Raw genomic sequence first — 2,077 nt, 5'->3', positions numbered from 1 at the left:
CGAGCCATCAAACGCGCCCGGCACAACTCCTACCGCGTCAAACGACCCACAGACCGCACCATCCGCCACCCCGGACCTCCCACACCCGTTTTGGCCTGCCCAAAGAGCCTTATCTGAACGGCATTGCCCCAGGGCGTCGACGCATCACCACCTACTGCGGCGTGCCCAGCAATTCCGTTTTGACGCCGCGGCGGATCAGCAACGAGGTTGGCGGCCAAGCGGCGAAGAAGCCGATGATCAGCCCGACCTGGATAATGAGCCAAAACACCGGACTACCAGGCCGCAGGGCCTCGTGGAAAACAAGAAAATGCATTAGCGCCAGCCAACCTAACAGGGCGAGCTCGAAGACAGACACGGTCAGCACGTCGCTCCTGAAAAATTTCCGCATTGCGGCCCACGCTCTTCGACGACCCGTGTGAGCCTCAGCAGAGTAGCGAAATGCAACGCCTATGGCCACTGCGCCTACATAGTCGCCGACGACTTCGGGCCACAGTGTGCTGCCGAATATTTCGAGGCCAACGCCGTAGGTGATAGGCGTAGCAATGATGACACCCAGAGTGCAGTGCGTCGCACAATGATAAGTTTGGATTATCGTAGGAGCATGTCGCGAGCTCCTGGGCGGGTTGCCGTGCCGGTCCAGCCACCGGGGAGACTGGGGTCTACCCCACCTTCTGTAGGCCAGGACGGCTGCTGGGCCAAGGTAGAGGGCGGTTGCCGGCCAGACTATCTCCATGACCTTGACCGGCTGACGATATCCAAAAACAAATTGGTCAACAACGACAACGGCGGTGCTGGCCAACCCCACAAAGAGCACAGCCCACGAAAGCATCACAAGCCACGTCGGTTGCACAATCATCTCCGTTCGCTCCAGGGCACTCGATGCAATGTCGGTGGCGGCGGATGTGACTGCAGGGTGACGCCCAGCTCGAATCGTGCCCAGTCAATCAGTCTGGCATCGAGGACGTTGGCGTACCCCCCGAGCTGCAATAAACGCAACGCTGAGTGACTGCCACGCGGACTGGGCACCACGGCCTGCGCGCTCACTGCGGGAGATCCGGGCAGGGCGCCGGCGCAGCGTTGGATCTCTCGGACAATGACTGCCATGCCCGTTCCGTGGCGGTCAAGCGCCGAGGTGTTCGCCCAGTACTTGAGAAGTCATGGTCTTGATGCCGCCGACGTCGTCGACGTTGACGCAGCCTGGCAGGCTTTTAGTGAGTTCTTGCAGGTAGAGATCGATGGCGTCGACCTGGACCCCGACTCAGACGCTGACGGCTTCATCGTCCAGTGGGGCCGCTACTCCTGGAACGGCTACCGCCCGTCGCTGGCGTTCACCCGGCAGCTGGCCATCGTCGGCGTTGATGACCAAACAGGTCGGTGTCCGCAGCTACCGCCCGGATCGCCCGCTTGAGGAGCGGCAGGGCGGCTCGTAGGCGCTTGTTGTAGCCGGACTGGCCCGGCAGATGGGGAAACGCCCCGGGCAAATGCGCGGGAACGAACCGCAGCCAGCGGGCCTCGGACCGGATCCCGAGCAGCGCCTGGGCCACCGCGAGGGTCAACAGCTCGGCGTCTGACAGCTTCGGTGGCCGACCGGCCCTGCGGGCCTGCCCCAGCAGTCGTCGATCTTCACGTACAGTGCGGTGAGAAGGGTGTTGAGGTCTGTCGTCACAAACGGATCATCAACACCCTTCGCTGCGTTCGCAGCCCCGGACCGACTTAGGAATTACTCGTCTAGTGTCCTGAGTCGTTGATTAGCTGCTGAATTCGGGTAGGCTTCGTGGTATGCCGCGAACAGGGCGCCCGAAGGCCGAGCTGGTTTTGTCCGATGTGGAGCGTCAGGCTCTGATGTCTTGGTCGCGTCGGGCGAAAACCGGGCAGGCGTTGGCGTTGCGGGCGCGGATCGTGTTGGCGTGTGCGGAAGGCGCGACGAACAAGGACGTTGCCGCGGCGTTGGGGGTGTGGCCGCAGACGGTGAACAAGTGGCGGGCCCGGTTCGTGCGTGACCGGCTGGAGGGCCTGTCCGACGAGCCTCGTCCGGGCGCCACCCGGAAGATCACCGATGAGCAGGTCGAGGCGGTGA

The 2,077-nt window shown here is 63.0% G+C and carries 3 protein-coding genes and 1 pseudogene; 2 read left to right on the top strand and 2 right to left on the bottom strand.

Annotation, left to right across the window (positions count from 1 at the left end; translation table 11 throughout):
- Positions 1 to 151 precede the first annotated feature (151 nt).
- Entirely contained in the window at positions 152 to 733 is a 582-nt protein-coding gene (locus tag DKT69_RS37495) for a DUF4396 domain-containing protein (RefSeq protein ID WP_236648797.1), read from the bottom strand.
- A 369-nt stretch (positions 734 to 1,102) separates the two neighbouring features.
- Between DKT69_RS37495 and DKT69_RS37490 the strand changes: the two genes are divergently transcribed.
- Entirely contained in the window at positions 1,103 to 1,408 is a 306-nt protein-coding gene (locus DKT69_RS37490; RefSeq protein WP_109806080.1) for a hypothetical protein, read from the top strand.
- Here DKT69_RS37490 and DKT69_RS41575 read toward each other — a convergent pair.
- Positions 1,365 to 1,666 (bottom strand): annotated as a pseudogene (locus tag DKT69_RS41575) (IS982 family transposase); the annotation flags it as partial. The gene DKT69_RS37490 and the pseudogene DKT69_RS41575 sit on opposite strands and share 44 nt — an antisense overlap.
- Before the next feature lie 176 nt (positions 1,667 to 1,842).
- Here DKT69_RS41575 and DKT69_RS37485 point away from each other — a divergent pair.
- Positions 1,843 to 2,077, top strand: a 235-nt coding sequence (locus DKT69_RS37485) for a helix-turn-helix domain-containing protein (protein WP_201750058.1), incomplete at its 3' end; no start/stop codon positions are given.

Origin of the sequence: Micromonospora sicca (genome assembly GCF_003172935.1) — a bacterium.
In the GTDB taxonomy this organism is placed as follows: Bacteria; Actinomycetota; Actinomycetes; order Mycobacteriales; family Micromonosporaceae; genus Micromonospora; species Micromonospora sicca.
Note: the sequence above shows the minus strand (reverse complement) of the source record. Positions and strands in the feature narration are given on the sequence as shown.